General features: G+C 72.9%; 18 protein-coding genes. 4 read left to right on the top strand and 14 right to left on the bottom strand.

All coding sequences use genetic code 11. The annotated features are described in order from the left end of the window. Position 1: 1 nt before the first annotated feature. On the top strand, positions 2 to 1,444 hold the full coding sequence (gndA, locus tag ACLQ2X_RS15755) for an NADP-dependent phosphogluconate dehydrogenase (RefSeq protein ID WP_425681765.1): 1,443 nt from the start codon (positions 2 to 4) through the stop codon (positions 1,442 to 1,444). Between the two features lie 92 nt (positions 1,445 to 1,536). Here the strand turns inward: gndA and ACLQ2X_RS15750 are convergent, their stop codons facing one another. The 3 genes from ACLQ2X_RS15750 to recO all read right to left on the bottom strand — a co-directional run bounded on the left by ACLQ2X_RS15750 (position 1,537) and on the right by recO (position 3,476). Further along, complete coding sequence (locus ACLQ2X_RS15750; protein WP_425681764.1) at positions 1,537 to 1,722, bottom strand: hypothetical protein; 186 nt, start codon at positions 1,720 to 1,722, stop codon at positions 1,537 to 1,539. Positions 1,723 to 1,791: 69 nt separating this feature from the next. Continuing rightward, positions 1,792 to 2,568 carry an isoprenyl transferase gene (locus ACLQ2X_RS15745; protein ID WP_425681958.1) on the bottom strand — a complete coding sequence of 259 codons (777 nt, stop codon included), beginning with the start codon at positions 2,566 to 2,568 and terminating at the stop codon, positions 1,792 to 1,794. A gap of 32 nt (positions 2,569 to 2,600) precedes the next feature. After that, positions 2,601 to 3,476: a DNA repair protein RecO gene (gene recO, locus ACLQ2X_RS15740; protein WP_425681763.1), complete on the bottom strand. Its 876-nt coding sequence runs from the start codon at positions 3,474 to 3,476 to the stop codon at positions 2,601 to 2,603. Between the two features lie 102 nt (positions 3,477 to 3,578). Between recO and ACLQ2X_RS15735 the strand changes: the two genes are divergently transcribed. Next, positions 3,579 to 4,376, top strand: coding sequence for a DUF4097 family beta strand repeat-containing protein (locus ACLQ2X_RS15735; protein ID WP_425681762.1), 798 nt, complete (start codon positions 3,579 to 3,581; stop codon positions 4,374 to 4,376). 46 nt (positions 4,377 to 4,422) lie between these two features. Here the strand turns inward: ACLQ2X_RS15735 and ACLQ2X_RS15730 are convergent, their stop codons facing one another. The 8 genes from ACLQ2X_RS15730 to ACLQ2X_RS15695 all read right to left on the bottom strand — a co-directional run bounded on the left by ACLQ2X_RS15730 (position 4,423) and on the right by ACLQ2X_RS15695 (position 11,837). Next, positions 4,423 to 5,610 (bottom strand): acyltransferase family protein, encoded by a 1,188-nt coding sequence (locus ACLQ2X_RS15730; protein ID WP_425681761.1) that lies wholly within the window; start codon positions 5,608 to 5,610, stop codon positions 4,423 to 4,425. Positions 5,611 to 5,751: 141 nt separating this feature from the next. After that, a complete protein-coding gene (era, locus tag ACLQ2X_RS15725) occupies positions 5,752 to 6,648 on the bottom strand; it encodes a GTPase Era (RefSeq protein WP_425681760.1) in 897 nt (298 codons plus the stop codon). Then, positions 6,645 to 7,031: a cytidine deaminase gene (locus ACLQ2X_RS15720; RefSeq protein ID WP_425681759.1), complete on the bottom strand. Its 387-nt coding sequence runs from the start codon at positions 7,029 to 7,031 to the stop codon at positions 6,645 to 6,647. The genes era and ACLQ2X_RS15720 overlap by 4 nt, the downstream gene beginning before the upstream one ends. Then, positions 7,024 to 8,433, bottom strand: coding sequence for a hemolysin family protein (locus ACLQ2X_RS15715; protein ID WP_425681957.1), 1,410 nt, complete (start codon positions 8,431 to 8,433; stop codon positions 7,024 to 7,026). Before ACLQ2X_RS15715 ends, ACLQ2X_RS15720 begins: the two co-directional genes overlap by 8 nt. Beyond that, positions 8,409 to 8,882 carry an rRNA maturation RNase YbeY gene (ybeY, locus tag ACLQ2X_RS15710; RefSeq protein ID WP_425681758.1) on the bottom strand — a complete coding sequence of 158 codons (474 nt, stop codon included), beginning with the start codon at positions 8,880 to 8,882 and terminating at the stop codon, positions 8,409 to 8,411. The genes ACLQ2X_RS15715 and ybeY overlap by 25 nt, the downstream gene beginning before the upstream one ends. A gap of 38 nt (positions 8,883 to 8,920) precedes the next feature. Next, on the bottom strand, positions 8,921 to 9,979 hold the full coding sequence (locus tag ACLQ2X_RS15705) for a PhoH family protein (RefSeq protein WP_425681757.1): 1,059 nt from the start codon (positions 9,977 to 9,979) through the stop codon (positions 8,921 to 8,923). A 134-nt stretch (positions 9,980 to 10,113) separates the two neighbouring features. Continuing rightward, positions 10,114 to 11,490: a serine hydrolase domain-containing protein gene (locus tag ACLQ2X_RS15700; protein WP_425681756.1), complete on the bottom strand. Its 1,377-nt coding sequence runs from the start codon at positions 11,488 to 11,490 to the stop codon at positions 10,114 to 10,116. Further along, complete coding sequence (locus ACLQ2X_RS15695; protein ID WP_425681755.1) at positions 11,487 to 11,837, bottom strand: histidine triad nucleotide-binding protein; 351 nt, start codon at positions 11,835 to 11,837, stop codon at positions 11,487 to 11,489. The genes ACLQ2X_RS15700 and ACLQ2X_RS15695 overlap by 4 nt, the downstream gene beginning before the upstream one ends. Positions 11,838 to 11,930: 93 nt before the next feature. Between ACLQ2X_RS15695 and ACLQ2X_RS15690 the strand changes: the two genes are divergently transcribed. Next, a complete protein-coding gene (locus tag ACLQ2X_RS15690; RefSeq protein WP_425681754.1) occupies positions 11,931 to 12,692 on the top strand; it encodes an SDR family NAD(P)-dependent oxidoreductase in 762 nt (253 codons plus the stop codon). Positions 12,693 to 12,813: 121 nt separating this feature from the next. Here the strand turns inward: ACLQ2X_RS15690 and ACLQ2X_RS15685 are convergent, their stop codons facing one another. From ACLQ2X_RS15685 to hrcA, 3 genes are all read right to left on the bottom strand, one after another. Continuing rightward, positions 12,814 to 13,548, bottom strand: coding sequence for a 16S rRNA (uracil(1498)-N(3))-methyltransferase (locus tag ACLQ2X_RS15685; RefSeq protein ID WP_425681753.1), 735 nt, complete (start codon positions 13,546 to 13,548; stop codon positions 12,814 to 12,816). 1 nt (position 13,549) lies between these two features. After that, positions 13,550 to 14,689 carry a molecular chaperone DnaJ gene (gene dnaJ / locus ACLQ2X_RS15680; protein ID WP_425681956.1) on the bottom strand — a complete coding sequence of 380 codons (1,140 nt, stop codon included), beginning with the start codon at positions 14,687 to 14,689 and terminating at the stop codon, positions 13,550 to 13,552. A gap of 73 nt (positions 14,690 to 14,762) precedes the next feature. After that, complete coding sequence (gene hrcA / locus ACLQ2X_RS15675) at positions 14,763 to 15,785, bottom strand: heat-inducible transcriptional repressor HrcA (RefSeq protein ID WP_425681752.1); 1,023 nt, start codon at positions 15,783 to 15,785, stop codon at positions 14,763 to 14,765. Positions 15,786 to 16,017: 232 nt separating this feature from the next. Between hrcA and ACLQ2X_RS15670 the strand changes: the two genes are divergently transcribed. Further along, entirely contained in the window at positions 16,018 to 16,707 is a 690-nt protein-coding gene (locus ACLQ2X_RS15670) for a DUF4870 domain-containing protein (RefSeq protein ID WP_425681751.1), read from the top strand. Positions 16,708 to 16,722: the final 15 nt, after the last annotated feature.

Genomic DNA, 16,722 nt, shown 5'->3' with positions numbered 1-16,722 from the left:
CATGGCAGAGCAGGCGACGGCACAGATCGGGGTCACCGGTCTGGCGGTGATGGGCCGCAACCTGGCCCGGAACCTGGCCCGCAACGGATTCGCCGTGGCGGTGCACAACCGCTCGCCGGAGCGCACCCGCAGCCTGGTCGCCGAGCACGGCGACGAGGGCACGTTCGTGGCGTCGGAGTCGCTGGCGGACTTCGTCGCCTCGCTGGAGCGCCCGCGCGCGGTGATCGTGATGGTGAAGGCCGGCGTGCCCACCGACGCGGTGATCGACGAACTGGTCCCGCTGCTCGACGAGGGCGACATCGTCGTCGACTGCGGCAACGCGCACTTCGCCGACACCCGCCGCCGGGAGGAGGCGCTGCGCGCGCACGGGCTGCACTTCGTCGGCACCGGCGTGTCCGGCGGCGAGGAGGGCGCGCTGCGCGGCCCGAGCATCATGCCGGGCGGCTCGGCGGAGTCCTACCGCACGCTCGGCCCGATCTTCGAGAAGATCGCCGCGCACGTGGAGGGTGAGGCGTGCTGCCGGCACGTCGGGCCGGACGGTGCCGGCCACTTCGTCAAGATGGTGCACAACGGCATCGAGTACGCGGACATGCAGCTCATCGCCGAGGCGTACGACCTGTTGCGGGCCGGGCTGTCGGCGAGCCCGGCGGAGATCGCGGAGATCTTCCGGGGGTGGAACGGCGGCGAGTTGGAGTCGTTCCTCATCGAGATCACCGCCGACGTGCTCGGGCACACCGACGCGGCCACCGGCCAGCCGTTCGTGGACGTCGTGCTCGACCAGGCCGAGCAGAAGGGCACCGGCCGCTGGACCGTGCAGAGCGCGCTGGACCTGGGCATCCCGATCACCGGCATCGCCGAGGCCACGTTCGCCCGCTCGCTGTCCGGCCACGCCGACCAGCGCGAGGCCGCCCGCCGGGTGTTCGCCGACGCGGGCGACAAGTGGCAGGTCGACGACCGGGACGCGTTCGTCGAGGACGTGCGCCGCGCGCTGCTCGCCAGCAAGATCGTCGCGTACGCGCAGGGCTTCGACCACATCCGCGCCGGCAGCCGGGAGTACGACTGGGACATCGACCTGGGCGGCACGGCAACCATCTGGCGGGGCGGCTGCATCATCCGGGCCCGCTTCCTGGACCGGATCCGCCAGGCGTACGACGCCGAGCCGGACCTGGCGACGCTGCTGGTCGCCCCGTGGTTCGCCGACCAGGTCGGCGCCGGGGTGCCGGCGTGGCGTCGGGTGGTGGCCGACGCGGCCCGGGCGGGCGTGCCGGCCCCGGCCTTCGGCTCGTCGCTCGCCTACTTCGACGCGCTGCGCGCGCGGCGGCTGCCGGCCGCGCTGATCCAGGGGTTGCGGGACAACTTCGGCGCGCACACCTACCACCGGGTGGACCGGGACGGATCGTTCCACACCCGGTGGGCGGGCGACCGCGCCGAGGTGCAGGGCTGACCCACCCGGGCGAAGCGCAACGCCCCGCGGTCCGGCCCGGGGGCCGGATGCGGAGCGTTGCGCGGGTGACCGGTGTGACCCGGCCACCGAGGTCAGAAGAACCGACGCCGCTTGGCCTTCTGCGGCCGGACCAGGTCGGCGCCCTTGGTCAGCAGGCGGCTCACCCCGGTCGGGCCACGGCGGGCCTCCATGGTGTGGCTGAGCCGACGTGCGCCGGCCGCCGCCAGCGGCACGGCGACCGCCATGACCGCCCACTGCGCGATCCGCTTCTGAATCATGTGGTTCACCTCCGCGTTCGCTGTCTGTCTGCCGTACCGGTACCCAGCGCGGCGCGTCGGTAAGCCTGGTCAGGCCCCCGGGGCCACCGGGTTGGGCAGCGCCCCGCCGAACCGGCGGTCGCGTCGGGCGTACAGCTCGCAGGCGTACCACAGGTGCCGGCGGTCGAAGTCCGGCCAGAGCGTGTCCAGGTAGACCAGCTCGGCGTACGCGGTCTGCCAGAGCAGGAAGTTGGAGATGCGCTGCTCACCGGAGGGGCGCAGGAACAGGTCGACCTCGGGCACCTCGGGGTGGTAGAGGTAGCGCGCCACCGTCTTCTCGTTCACCTTGTCCGGGTCTAGCCGGCCGGCGGCCACGTCCCGGGCGATCCCCGCGGCGGCGTCGGCGATCTCCGCCTGCCCGCCGTAGTTCACGCAGAACTGCAACGTCAGCGTCGAGTTGCCCCGGGACATCTCCTCGGCGGTCTGCAACTCGGAGATGACGCTCTTCCACAGCCGCCCGGCCCGCCCCGACCAGACCACCCGTACGCCCAGGTCGACGAGCTGGTCGCGGCGCCGCCTGATGACGTCCCGGTTGAAGCCCATCAGGAAGCGGACCTCCTCCGGCGAGCGACGCCAGTTCTCCGTGGAGAACGCGTACGCCGACAGGTAGGGGATGCCCATCTCGATCGCGCCTTCGATGGTGTCGAAGAGGCTGTGCTCGCCCTGCTCGTGCCCCTTGGTGCGGGGCAGCCCGCGCTCCTTGGCCCAGCGGCCGTTGCCGTCCATCACGATGGCGACGTGCTGGGGCAACGCGGCGGCCGGCAGCGCAGGCGGGCGGGCGCCGGACGGGTGCGGGGTCGGCGGCACCGGCTCGCGGCGGGCCGCCCTGCTGGATCGGATCACTCGGTCATCTCCCTGTTCACACCGGCGGCGGTGGGCCCGGCGCCGGCGCGCGGCGGCACCACACCCGGCCCCGCGTCGCCGGGCGGCGGGACCGCGCCGGACGCCGGGGCGCCCCGGTCGACCAGCGGCAGCGAGCGTAGCGCGCGTTCCAGATGCCACTGGAGGTGCGCCGCGACCAGCCCACTGCACTCCCGGCGCACCCCGTTGTCGGCGGCGTCGGCGTAGCCCCAGTCGCCGCTGGTCAGCGCGGACATCAGGGCCAGCGTGGCGGGTGCGGGGTGGGCAGCGCCCGGGGGCCGGCAGTCCGGGCACACCGCGCCACCGGCCGGCACCGAGAACGCCCGGTGCTGCCCCGGCTCGCCGCAGACCGCGCAGGCGACGAGCGCCGGCGCCCACCCGGCGTACGCCATCCCACGCAGCAGGTAGGCGTCGAGCACCAGCGTGGTGGCATGCTCGCCCCGGGCCAGGGACTTCATCGCGCCGAGGGTGAGTTGGAACAGTCGCAGGGAGGGCTCCCGCTCGATCGGGGTCAGTCGCTCGGCGGTCTCGGCGATCGCGCTGGCCGCGGTGTAACGGGGATAGTCGCCGACCAGCCGCTTGCCGTACAACTCGATCGCCTCGACCTGGCTGACGGAGTGCAGCGAGCTGCCCTGGTTGCCCTTCGGGTCACCGGCGAGTTGGAGGTCGACGTGGCCGAACGGCTCCAGCCGGGCCCCGAAGCGGCTTGTGGTGCGCCGGACGCCCCGGGCCACCGCGCGCAGCCGGCCGTGCCGGCGGGTGAACAGCGTGATGATCCGGTCGGACTCGCCCAGCTTCTGCACACGCAGCACCACCGCGTCGTCGCGGTAGAGCTGTCGGCGGTAACCGGCCATCAGGTCATTCTCCCTCCGAGGGCGATCTCAGGGTCGGCTCGGGGTCGACCGTCGGGCGAACCCCGATGTGTCGGCCGTCCACCCGGTTCTAGGGTGCTGACCATGGCTTCGCTCCGAACGGCTCTCCGGCCGCGTACGGCGGTCGCCGCCACCGCCGCCACCGTCCTCATCGTGCTCGCCGGGTGTGACACGCTCGCGTTCCGGCGACTCGACTACGACCACACCGAGCGGGTGAAGATCACCACGGTCACGGTGGCCGACGAGGGGGCCGGGGACGTGGTGCTGCGGGCCAACGGCAGCACGGACCAGGTGCGGATCAAGCGCGTGGTCCGCTACCAGGGCGACGAGCCGAGCAGCCGCTACGAGATCAAGGGCGACGAACTCGTCCTGCCCACCGACTGCGGGCACCGGTGCAGCATCTCCTGGGAGGTGACCGCACCGCCCGGGGTGGCGGTACGCGGCAGCACCGGTTCGGGCAACGTCGACCTCAGCGAGGTCGGGGCGGTCGAGTTCACGCTCAGCTCCGGCAACCTGACCGTCCGGGGCGCGGCCGGTGGGGTCCGCGCCTCGACCACGTCGGGCAACATCCAGGTGGTCGAGGCAGCCGGCCCGGTGCGGCTGCGCGCCCGCTCCGGTGACATCGAGGCCCGCCGCCTCGCCGCCGCCGTGGACGCGGAGGCCACCTCCGGCAACATCCTCGTCGAGCTGGACCGGCCCGCCCCGGTCCGGCTGCACGCCACAAGCGGAAACGTGGGCCTGTCCGTGCCGGTGGGCCGCTACCGGGTGCGGGCTGACGCGACCTCCGGCGACACCGACGTGACCGTGAACGACGACCCGGGCGCGTCGGTGCTGCTCGACGTCTCCGCCACCAGCGGCAACGTCACCGTGTCCAGCCGCTGACCGGCACCGGCCCGGCGCCCCCACCACCGCCTCGCCCGGCGGTCGTTCAGTCGCCGACGGAGACGTCCCGGCGGGACGGCCGGTCGGCCCCGGCGACCCGCCCCGGTTCCGCAGGGCGGTCGGCCGCCCGGCGTGGTCCCGGCACCCGGGCACCGGCACCGACCAGCGGGCCGGCAGCCCCGGCGGGCGCCGGGCTGGCCGGGGCGAGCGCCGCCCGATCCGCCACGGTCCGGCGGGGACCACCGGGAAGCAGTTCCGGCCGCCGTCGGGCGGCCACGTCCTCCACCCAGCCGACCAGCAGGGTGACCACCCCGACCAGGGCGAGGACCAACCCGACACGCAGCCACAGGCCGACCGGGTCGCGCGGCGACCAGCCGACAAGTCCGACGAGCGGGGTGAGCGCCACGACGAACGGCATGTGCCAGAGGTAGACGGTCAGCGCCCGGCGGTTCACCACAGTCACCGCCCGGCCGAACGCCGGCAGCCGGTCCACCCAGGCCGCGGAGTCGGGCGCCCGGCCGATGGCCACCAGGATGAACGCGGCCGACCAGAGCGCGTTGCCCAGCGGAATGTCGTTGATGTCGTATCCCCGCGGCCCGGTGTGGGTGAACAGCCAGGCCAGCCCGGCGACGCCGAGCACGGCGGCCACCGGCAGCAGCACCCGGTTGCGCATCCGGCGCAACAGCCCGTCGTGGTGGGCGAAGCCGAGCAACCAGGCGCCGAAGTAGAGGCCGAACTCGCGCAGCACGGTCGGCGGGTTCGCCAGCACCCCCGCCTCGATGGCGACCAGCAGCGCGTACGGGGCGGCCAGGGTGGGCAGCGGTGCCCGGCGGAACAGCCAGAGCGCCGCCGGCGAGGCGAGCACGAACCAGAGGTAGTCACGCAGGTACCAGATCGGGCTCAGCGCCAGCCCACCCCAGTAGTTGGCCGGCGGGTCGTCGATCGGGAAGAGCCAGAGCAGCACCTCCGGGCTGAATGCCAGGCCGGTGAGCAGCATGGCCGGCACGAACACGGCGGCGAGCACCCACAGCGAGGGCAGCAGACGACGCAGCCGGCGCCCGATCGCGCCGATCCCGCTGCGACCCAGCGACGCGGCCATCAACGACCCGGCCAGGGCGAACATCACCGACATCGCGGGAAACACAAGCGTCAGCGTGGCGTAGCCGGTGACGTGGTAGGTGACGACGCGCAGGATGGCCAGGAAGCGAAGCAGGTCGAGATAGCGGTTTCGCATCAGCTCGCGACAGGGTCCGGGGGCAGAGGCAATCTCCTACCCTGCCCCCGGGAGCGGCGAACCAACCAGGAACGCCGATGGAACGTGAGATGTTCCATAGGTCCGGCCGACCCGGTCCTCGGCGGTCGCGCCGACCCGACCTCAGAAGCCGAGCTTGCGCAACTGCTTCGGATCCCGCTGCCAGTCCTTCGCCACCCGGACGTGCAGATCCAGGTAGACCCGGGTACCCAGCAACTCCTCGATCTGCCGGCGGGCGGTGCTGCCGACGTGCTTGAGCCGACTGCCGCGATGGCCGATGACGATGGCCTTCTGGCTGGACCGCTCCACATACACATCGGCGTAGATCTTGGTGAGGTTGCCCTCCGCGATCATCTCCTCGACCACCACGGCGATCGAGTGCGGCAGCTCGTCGCGTACCCCCTCCAGCGCCGCCTCGCGGACCAGCTCCGCGACGAGCACCTGCTGCGGGTCGTCGGTGAGCATGTCGTCCGGATAGAGCTGCGGTGACTCCGGCAGATAGTCGGTCATCACGTCGACGAGCGTGTCCACCTGGTGGCCGGAGACCGCGCTCACCGGCACCACGGCCGCGAACTCACCCAGCTCGCTCACCGCGAGCAACTGCTCCGCCAGCCGCTTCTTGTCCACCAGGTCGGTCTTGGTGACCACCGCCAGCACCGTCGCCTTCAGGCTGGCCAGCTCGCCGGTGATGAACCGGTCGCCCCGACCGACCGGCTCGTTCGCCGGGACGCAGAGACCGATCACGTCGACCTCGCTCCACGTCTCCCGGACCAGGTCGTTGAGCCGCTCGCCGAGCAGCGTACGGGGGCGGTGCAGGCCCGGGGTGTCGACGAGCACGAGCTGCGAGTCCGGCCGGTGCAGCACCGCCCGGATGATGTGCCGGGTGGTCTGCGGCTTGCTCGACGTGATCGCGATCTTCGTGCCGACGATGGCGTTTGTCAACGTCGACTTGCCCGCGTTCGGCCGGCCGACGAAACAGGCGAAACCGGCCCGGTAGGGGCGCTTCTCCGACGCGGTCACTCGACCACCGTGCCGAGGACGACGCCGTCCGGCGCGGCCACGTGGATCGGCGCGTCGGCGGACAGATCCCGGACCGCTGCGTGCCCCGCCCTGTCGAGCGTCGACGCCTCCGTCACCACCACCGCGGCCTCCAACCGGCTCGCGCCGGCCGCTGCCGCCGACGCCACCGCCAACTGCAACGCGGTAAGGGTCAGTGACGGCAGCGCCACGCTCGCCGCCGCGTACGTCCGGCCGTCCTGGTCACGGACCGCCGCGCCCTCCACGGCCCCCACCCGGCCACGCGCACCCCGGGCCAGGACCACGAGCTTGGCATCCTCGGCGCTCAGCTCGGTCGGATCGGCGGGGGTGGGCAGGGCGGCGGGCACAGCGGGTGACTCAGGCATCGGCGGGTTGCCTCTCCTCGGAACGGTGGTGATTGCCACGGGACTCGTTCGGGTCACCCCGGCCCGTGCTGTCCGGCGAACCGCCCGGATCGACCCGGCTCACCAGAACCGTGTCGATCCGGTTGCGCCGGCCGGTGGTGCCCTCGGCGACCAGCCGCAGGCCCGACACCTCGGCCTCGGCACCCGGAATGGGCACCCGGCCGAGCGCCTGGGCGAGCAGACCACCGACCGTCTCCACCTCGTCGGTGGGCAGTGCGGTGGCGAACAACTCGCCCAGATTCTCCACCGGCAGCCGCGCGGTCACCCGCACCGCCCCGTCCGGCAGGTGCTCGACCGGCGGACGTTCGACATCGTACTCGTCGTTGATCTCCCCGACGATCTCCTCCAGGATGTCCTCGATGGTGACCAGCCCACCGGTGCCGCCGTACTCGTCGACCACGATGACCAGGTGGTTGCGGGCCGCCTGCATCTCGGAGAGCAGATCGTCCACCGGCTTGGACTCCGGCACGAAGGTGGCCGGACGCATCAGCTCCGCCACCGGCATCTGCCGCGCCCCCGCGTCGCCCTGCACCCGCCGGATCAGGTCCTTGAGGTAGAGCAGACCGAGCACGTCGTCGACGTTCTCGCCGATCACCGGGATGCGGGAGAACCCGGACCGCAGGAAGAGCGCCAACGCCTGCGCGAGCGTCTTGCGCTCCTCGATCCACACCATCTCGGTACGCGGCACCATCACCTCCCGGGCGATCGTGTCACCGAGGGCGAACACCGAATGGATCATCTGACGCTCGCCGTGTTCCACCACCCCGCGCTGCTCGGCCAGGTCGACCAGTTCACGCAGCTCCACCTGGGTGGCGAACGGCCCCTCCCGGAAACCCTTGCCCGGGGTGACCGCGTTGCCGATCAGGATCAGCAGCGACGCCAACGGGTTGAGCGCCCGGCCCAGCCACCGCACCAGCGGCGCGACCACCCGGCCCACCGCGTACGCGTGCTGCCGGCCCAGCGTGCGTGGCCCCACGCCAACCACCACGAAGCTCACCACGGTCATCGCGCCGGCGGTGACCAGGGCCGCCCGCCACCCCGCGCCGAACGTGTCCACCGCCACCAGGGCGACAAGCGTGGTGGCGGTCAACTCGGCCAGCAGGCGCAACAGGAGCAGCAGGTTGAGGTGGCGGACCACGTCACCGGCGACCGCCTGGAGGGCCCGCGCGCCGCGCGCCCCGTCCCGGACCAACTCCGCAGCCCGGGCCGGGGAGACCGCGGCCAGCGCGGCCTCGGTCATCGCGATCAGACCGGCCAACACCACCAGCCCGGCGGCGAAGACCAGCAGTTGCAGATCGGGCAGGCCGGCGGGAGCGCCGACCGCAGCCAGAATGTCCATCACCGCGACCGGGTCGACCGCCAGCTGGCCAGCAGCCGGGCCTGGAGACCGAACATCTCCCGCTCCTCCTCGGGCTCGGCGTGGTCGTAGCCGAGCAGGTGCAACACGCCGTGCACGGTGAGCAGGTGCAGTTCGTCGGCGGACGAGTGCCCGGCCGTGCTGGCCTGCTTGGCCGCCACCTCCGGGCAGAGCACGATGTCACCGAGCAGGGCCGGCTCACCGCCGGCCGGGGCGCTCTCCCCCGGCCCGTGGTCGACGCTGCCCTCGTCCATGGGGAACGCGAGCACGTCGGTCGGACCGTCGCCACCCATCCAGCGGTGGTTCAGCTCCGACATGTATTCGATGTCGACAAGCAGCACGGACAGCTCGGCGAGGGGGTTGACCCCCATCTCGTCGAGGGCGTGCCGCGCGACGGCGAGCACGGCGTCGGTGTCGACGTCGACACCGGACTCGTTGGCGATCTCGATGGACAACTGTCTTCCTCTGGTGATGTGACGGCTTCCGCAGCGGGTCAGCGGCGTCGGCCGGACCGGCCGCCCTGGGCGGTGCGCCCCGGCACGGCGTGCACGCTCTGCGCCTGCTCGTTCTCCCGCTCGGCGTCCCAACGGGCGTACGCGTCGACGATCTCGCCCACCAGCTTGTGACGGACCACGTCGGAGCTGGAGAGCTGGGCGAAGTGCACGTCCTCGACGTTGCCCAGGATCTCCCGGACCACCCGCAGGCCGCTGGTCGTCCCGCCGGGAAGGTCCACCTGGGTGACATCGCCGGTAACGACGATCTTGGAGCCGAAGCCGAGCCGGGTGAGGAACATCTTCATCTGCTCGGGCGTGGTGTTCTGCGCCTCGTCCAGGATGATGAACGCGTCGTTGAGCGTACGGCCCCGCATGTAGGCCAGCGGCGCCACCTCGATCGTCCCGGCCGCCATCAGCTTGGGGATGGTCTCCGGGTCGAGCATGTCGTGCAGCGCGTCGTAGAGCGGGCGCAGGTAAGGGTCGATCTTCTCGTTCAGGGTGCCGGGCAGGAAGCCGAGCCGCTCCCCCGCCTCGACCGCAGGCCGGGTCAGGATGATCCGGTTGACCTGCTTGCCCTGGAGCGCCTGCACGGCCTTCGCCATGGCCAGGTAGGTCTTGCCGGTGCCGGCCGGACCGATGCCGAAGACGATGGTGTGCGCGTCGATCGCGTCCACGTAGCGCTTCTGTCCGAGCGTCTTGGGACGGATGGTGCGGCCGCGCCGGGAGAGGATGTTGAGCGTCAGGACCTCGGCGGGCCGCTCGGCGCCGCCCTGCTCGAGCATGCCGACGGTACGCCGTACGGCGTCAGTGGTCAGGGTCTCGCCTTTCTCGATCAGTTCGAGCAGCTCACTGAAGAGTCGCTCGGCGCGGGCGTTGTCGGCGGGCGCGCCGGTGATGGTGATCTCGTTGCCGCGCACGTGGACGTCGCTGTTGACCGAGCGTTCGACGAGTCGCAGGATCTCGTCGCCCGCGCCGAGCAGATTCACCATGATCTTCTGGTCGGGGACCGTGATCCTGGTCTGCACGCCGGGCGGGCCGGGAGGTGGGGTGCCGGTCATAGGTCGGGCCGTCGGGCCCTGCGCCACCTGCTCTCCGCTTCTCAGCGCCGGGCCCTGCTGGCGCGGCGTACGGTTACCGCCCATCGTATCCGGTCGACCCGGTCCGCACCGCGCCCATTTCCGGTGCCCCGCCCTCAGCCGCCGGCACGGAAGTCGTACCCGTCGAAGGTCTCCTGACCGCGGGTGAAGCGGTAGGTCGCCCAGTGCAGCCGGACCACGACGCCGTCCGCGTCCCGGGTCAGCCGGAGCAGCTCGCCGACCTCCCGGCCGGACACCGTGCGGAACACGTCCGGCCGGTCCGGCAGCGGCGCGAACACCGCTGGCGGCTTCCCGGGCGGATCGTCCGCGCCCCGGGCCCGCAGCGCCCCGTCGTGCCAGGAGAAGACCGACTCGAAGCCCTCGCCCCACCAGCGGCCCAGCATGGCGCGCAGGTGCGGCGGGGCCGGCGGGCCGGGACGCCACGGCGCGACGTCGGCCGGGTCGTGCTCGGCGGCCGCGGAGAGCAGCCGGTGCGCCAGGTCGAGGACCTCCACGCCGGTGCCGGAGGAGCCGAGCACCGCGCAGCCCATCGCCGGCGGGGTGCCCTCCCCGCCGCGGCGGCCGTAGACGGCGGCCAGGAAGCCGGGCATCGCGCCGTCGTGCCCGACGTGGGTCACCCGCTCCGGCTGCGGCACCAGGATCAGCCCGAGCCCGAAGCCGGCCGCCCAGAGCGACTCGTCGGTGGTGGTCAGCGGCCAGCGCATCTCCTCCACGGTCGCCGGGGCGAGCACCGCGCCGTCCGGGTCCAGCGCCGCCGGGTCGGCCAGGAACGCGGCCCAGCGGGCCATGTCCGGGGCGGTGCTCCAGAGTTGGGCGGCCGGCGCCACCGCGCCGAAGTCCGCCGCCGGCTCCGGGTGGGCCTCGTCGGAGTACGCGTCGACCAGGTAACCGGTGGCGGCACGCTCCCCCGGGCGCGGGCCGGTGGCGGTCAGCCCGAGCGGGGCCAGCACCCGCTCGGCCAGCACACCGGCCCAGGTGCCGCCGCGCAGCCGGGCGACGGTCTCACCGAGCAGCGCCATGCCCAGGTTGGAGTAGTGGAAGCGACGACCGGTGGGCAGCACCCGCTCCACCCGGGCCAAATCGGCCAGCAGCTCGTCGACGCCCGGGGCACGCAGGCTGTCCCACACGTCGCCGTGCGGCTCGCGTTGCAGGCCGGCGGTGTGCGACAGCAACCGGCGTACGGTCAGCTCACCGTGCGCGGGCAGGTCGAGGTGCCGGCCGACCGGGTCGTCCAGGTCGAGCAGACCGTCGTCGCGGCACTGCATCACCAGGACGGCGGTGAAGGTCTTGGTGACCGACCCGATCCGGAACACCGTCTCCGGCCCGAGCGGGGTGTCGGTGCCGGTGTCGCCGACCGTACAGGTCCAGAGCGGCCGGTCGGCCCGGTGCAGGGCCGCCGAGACCGCCGGGACACGCCCGGTGGCCTGGGCCCGCCGCGTCATCCGGTCGAGCCGGTCGGAGACCTCGGTCACCGGCACAGCATCGGGCCGAGCGGCGCGCCACCGAGCAGGTGGGCATGCACGTGGAAGACCTCCTGGCCGCCGTACGGGCCGGTGTTGAACATCAGTCGGAAGCCGTCCACAGTCAGACCCTCCTCCTCGGCCACCAGGGCGGCGGTCTGCAGCACCTCCCCGGCGAGTTCGGGGGTGCCCTGGGCCAACGTGGCCACGTCCACGTAGTGCTCCTTGGGGATCACCAGGATGTGGGTGGGCGCCTTCGGGTCGATGTCCCGGAAGGCCAGGGTGGTGGGGGTTTCGCGGACGATGGTGGCCGGGATCTCCCCGGCGACGATCCGGCAGAACAAGCAGTCGACTCCCATCGCAGCAGTGTAAGGAGGGGCCCCTTCTTAACGCCTCCAGTATGGGAAGGGGCCCTTCTGAACATCCCGGCAGGGTGCGGCAGGATGGCCGGCATGACGGGACGGGCGGTGCTGGTGACGGGGGCCTCGCGGGGCATCGGGCGGGCGGTGGCGCGGGCCTTCGCGGCCGGCGGTGACCGGGTGGCGATCCACCACCGGGACTCGGCCGGGCTGGCCGAGGGGCTGCGCGCCGAACTGCCCGGCCAGGGGCACGTGGTGGTCCGCGCCGACCTGGCCGATCCGGACGCGGTACGCCTCATGGTGGACGAGGCGGCCCGCCTGCTCGACGGGCTGGACGTGCTTGTCAACAACGCGGGCGTGTTCGGGCCGGCGGATCCGCCGCACCCGGTCTTCGACAGCAGCTACGAGCAGTGGCGGGCCCAGTGGCGGGCGGTGCTGGACACCAACCTGGTCGGTGCCGCGAACGCCGCCTGGTGCGCCGCGCAGCACATGCGGCAGCGTGGGGGTCGCATCGTCAACGTCTCCTCCCGGGGCGCGTTCCGCGGCGAGCCGGGCAATCCGGCGTACGGGGCCAGCAAGGCCGGCATGAACGCGATGGCGCAGTCGCTGGCGGTGGCCCTGGCGCCGTACCGGATCGGGGTGGCGTGCGTGGCGCCCGGGTTCGTGGAGACCGACATGACGAACGAGCACCTGAAGAGCGAGCGGGGCGAGGCGGTACGCGCCCAGTCGCCGTTCCACCGGGTGGCCCGGCCGGAGGAGATCGCGGCGGCGGTGCACTGGCTGGCCAGTCCCGAGGCCGAGTGGGCCTCCGGCACGATCGTCGACCTCAACGGCGCCTCCTATCTGCGCACCTGACCCCGGCCTACCCCCCACCTCGTCGATCGTGCAGGTTCCGGCCCGGCAAATCGCGCAAAGGGGACGGTGAAGGGGCGCCAACTGCAAGATCGGCGGGGAGCGCGGGGTGGGGTGGGGCGGGTTACCAATGGGTCAGGCGGGTGGCCAGGACGGTCAGGGCGGCCACGCCCGCGGTGGAGGTGCGCAGCACCGAGGGGCCGAGGCGGACCGTCCGGGCGCCGGCCTCGGCGAAGGCGGCCAGCTCGGCGTCGGCGATGCCGCCCTCCGGGCCGACCACCAGGACGATCTCGCCGACCGACGGCAGCTCGACAGTGGTCAGCCGTTCCCGCGCGCCCTCGTGCAGCACGAACGCGCCGGCCGCGCCGGAGATCCGCCGGGCCACGTCGACCGTGGACTCGGCCGGGGCGCCGGCCACCACCGGCAGCCACGGCCGGCGGGCCTGCTTGGCGGCCTCCCGGGCCGTCGCCACCCACTTCTGGCGGGCCCGTACGCCCCGGTCGCCGCGCCACTGCACCACCGAGCGGGACGCCGCCCACGGCACGATCTCGTCCACGCCGACCTCGGTCATCGCCTGCACGGCCAGTTCACCCCGGTCGCCCTTGGCGATGCCCTGCACCACGACCAGGCGGGGCACCGGCGCGTCGGCGTACCCCCGGGCGGTGACCCGCAGGTCGAGCGTGCCGCGGCCGACGGCGGTGACCGTCGCGGTGGCGGTGCCGCCCCGACCGTCGGCGAGCAGCAGCTCCTCGCCGACGCGCAGCCGCTGCACGGTGGCCGCGTGGTGGCCCTCCGGGCCGTCAAGCGTCAGCGTGTCGCCGGTGGGCAGCGCGTCGACCAGGAACAGCGGCGCCGACACCTCAGGCGTGCCCGTTGAAGGCGTCCCGCATCCGGGAGAAGAAGCCGCCCTGCTTGGTCAGCTCGGCGACCTCCTCGCCACGGGTCTTGGCGAAGTCGCGCAGCATCCGCTCCTGATCGGCGTCGAGCTTGGTCGGGGTACGCACGTCCAGGTGGACGTAGAGGTCCCCGCGCCCGGTGCCGCGCAGGTGCGGTACCCCCCGGGCGCGCAGCCGCAGCGTGCTGCCGGGCTGGGTGCCGGCCTTCACGTCGACGGTCTCCTCGCTGTCCAGCGTCTTGATGGTCAGCCGGGTGCCGAGCGCGGCGGCGGTCATCGGCACGGTGACCCGGCAGTGCAGGTCGTCGCCCTTGCGGGAGTAGACGTCGTGCGGCCGCTCGTGGATCTCGACGTAGAGGTCGCCGGCGGTGCCGCCGCCCGGGCCCACCTCGCCCTGCTGGGCCAGGCGGATCCGCATGCCGTCCTCGACCCCGGCCGGGATCTTGACGGTGAGCGAGCGCCGGGTGCGCACCCGGCCGTCACCGGCGCAGGTCGGGCAGGGGTGCGGAATGGTGGTGCCGTAGCCCTGGCAGACCGTGCAGGGTCGGGCGGAGACCACCTGGCCGAGGAAGGTGCGCTGCACCGACTGGACCTCGCCCCGCCCGCCGCACGCCTCGCAGGTGGCCAGGTGGGTACCGGCGGCGGTGCCGGCGCCGGAGCAGGTGGTGCAGAGCACGGCCGTGTCGACGGTGATCGGGGCTTCGACGCCGAACGCGGTCTCGTGGAGGTCGAGTTCCAGGCGCAGGATCGCGTCGGCGCCGGCCCGGGTGCGGGGCCGGGGACCCCGGCTGCCGCCCGCCGCGCCGCCGAAGAACGCGTCCATGATGTCCTGGAAGCCGACGAACGGGCCGGCGCCACCCGGACCGCCGGGGCCGCCCCCGCCGCCCGGGGCCAACGGATCCCCGCCCAGGTCGACGATCTGCCGTTTCCGGTCGTCCGAGAGGACCTCGTACGCGGCGTTGATGTCCTTGAACTTCTCCTGGGCCTCCGGGTCCGGATTGACGTCCGGGTGGAACTGCCGCGCCAGCTTGCGGTAGGCGCGCTTGATCTCGTCGTCGGAGGCGTCCCGGCTCACGCCGAGAATGCCGTAGTAGTCCCTGGCCACTGCGTTCGGTGTCCTCATGTTCGTCTCGCGTCGCTCCGGTCGTCGGCCGCAGCCGGCCGGCGGCCCTGACTGGTCAGTTCTGGGCCAGCAGTTCGCCCACGTAGCGTGCCACGGCCCGGACCGTGGCGATGTTGCCGGGGTAGTCCATCCGGGTGGGCCCGAGCACGCCGAGCCCGCCGACGATCGTGCTGCCCGGGCCGTAGCCGGTGCTGACCACCGAGGCGGCCCGCAGGTTGTCGAACTCGTTCTCGTCGCCGATGAGCACCCGGGTGGTGCTTGGTTCGGTCTCCCCGATCAGCTTGAGCAGCACGACCTCCTCCTCAAGGGCCTCCAGGATGGGTCGCAGCGAACCCTGGAAGTCGAGCAGGCCACCCCGGGTGAGGTTGGCCTGCCCGGCCAGCGCGAGGCGTTCCTCGTGCCGTTCCACCAGGGTCTCCAGCAGCACGGTGGACAGCGTGGTCATGGCCGGGCGCAGTCGTGCCGACGACTCTTCGACAAGTGCCTGCACCAGCGGCGGGGTCTCGGCGAGCTGGCTGCCCACCAGCTTCTCGTTGGCCAGTCGGCGCAGGTCGGTCACGTCCTCGGCGGAGATCGGGGCGGGCAGCTCGACGAGCCGCTGCTCGACCCGGCCGGTGTCGGCGATCATGACGACCATCAGCCGGGTGGTGGAGATCGGCACCAGTTCCAGGTGGCGCACCTTGGATCGGGCCAGGCTCGGATATTGCACCACGGCCACCTGGCGGGTGAGCTGGGCCAGCAGCCGGACGGTGCGGTGCACCACGTCGTCGAGGTCGACCGCGCCGACCAGGAAACGCTCGATCGCCCGGCGTTCGGCCGGGCTGAGCGGTTTGACCCGGGACAGCCGGTCGACGAAGAGCCGGTAGCCCCGGTCGGTGGGCACCCGGCCGGCGCTGGTGTGCGGCTGCCGGATGTAGCCCTCCTCCTCCAGCACCGCCATGTCGTTGCGCACGGTCGCCGGTGAGACACCGAGCTGGTGCCGCTCGACGAGGGCCTTGCTCCCCACCGGCTCCTGGGTGGCGACGTAGTCCTCGACGATCGCGCGCAGCACGGCGAGCTTGCGGTCGTCGAGACCCATCTCCCCCACCTCCCTGACGCACCTGGACGGCCCGCGCGTGACGTCTGCCGGGTGCCTGGCACTCGACTGTAACGAGTGCCAGTCTACGTCGGCACCCCCTCCAGCGCGATGATCGCCTGAGGGGCCCTCGGGCGGTACGCCGCACGACCGGCCACCACCTGGCCGGACAACTGCTCTTCCTCAGTCTGTGTCGCTCTGGTGCGGGTTGCCCGGTGGACCTACCGTGGCGTCCATGACTGAACCTCCTCGTCCGCCCGGAGCGGGGGACCCGGGCCCTGCGCCCGACCCGACCTCACCGGCGGCGCCGTACGGCTCGTCACCCGTCGACGAGACACCCACCGCACCACTGTCCGGTGCAGCGGACGCGGGCGGCTATCCCCCGCCCGGCGCCTATCCGCCCCCGGGCGGACAGCCTCCCGCGGGCGACTACCCGCCGCCGGGCGGCTATCCCCCGCCGGGCGGCTACCCCCCGCCGGGCGGCTACCCTCCGCCGGGTGGCTACCCTCCGCCGGGCGGTTACCCTCCGCCGGGTTACGGCGCCGGCTACCCCGGCGCGGGACCGGCCGGTTACGCCAACAACGACGAGAAGACCTGGGCCCTGATCGCGCACTTCGGCGGGGCCGCCGGCATCGTCATCGGTGGCGGCCTGCTCGGCTGGGTCGCACCGCTGATCGCGATGATGACCCGCGGGCAACAGTCACCGACGGTGCGCGCGCACGCCGTCGCCGCGCTGAACTTCCAGATCACCTGGGTCATCGCCGGCGCGATCGGCTGGGTGGCCACGCTTGTCACCTGCGGGATCCTGTTCTTCATCCCGATGCTGATCTGGCTCGTGCCGCTGATCTTCGGCATCGTCGGCGGGGTGAAGGCCAACGAGGGTGTGCTCTACCGCTACCCGATGAGCCTGAACCTGGTGAAGTGACGCGGCCGGTCGGCC

This window comes from Micromonospora sp. DT31 (assembly GCF_049841795.1).
Lineage (GTDB): Bacteria > Actinomycetota > Actinomycetes > Mycobacteriales > Micromonosporaceae > Micromonospora.
The sequence above is the reverse complement of the archived record's forward strand: the minus strand, read 5'-3'. Positions and strand labels throughout refer to the sequence as shown.